This is a genomic window from Streptomyces tricolor, assembly GCF_002155905.1.
GTDB classification, from domain to species: Bacteria; Actinomycetota; Actinomycetes; order Streptomycetales; family Streptomycetaceae; genus Streptomyces; species Streptomyces tricolor.
The window spans coordinates 1-232 of the sequence record NZ_MUMF01000848.1; the positions used below are offsets into that span (position 1 = coordinate 1).

1 pseudogene is annotated in these 232 nt (G+C 65.9%); it reads left to right on the forward strand.

From position 1 onward, the window contains the following. Positions 1-205: pseudogene (locus CCN44_RS40640) on the forward strand (Tat pathway signal sequence domain protein); the annotation flags it as partial. Positions 206-232: the final 27 nt, after the last annotated feature.

Consider the following 232-nt stretch of genomic DNA (forward strand, 5'->3'; position numbering starts at 1 on the left):
GCTGCGCACCCTGCTGGGCACCGTCACCTGCGTCTACCAGGCGCCCAAGCTGACCGGCAAGGCCGACAACGCCGACAGCAGCATCAACTTCACCAACCAGCAGTTCGCGAAGACCTCCGGTTCGTCGCTGTGCTTCGCCAACGGCTACTTCACGGCCAAGTACGCACCCGTCACCGACGCGGGCGTCCGCGTCTACGTCAACTGACCGACCGGACCGTCCGGTTCAGCGTCG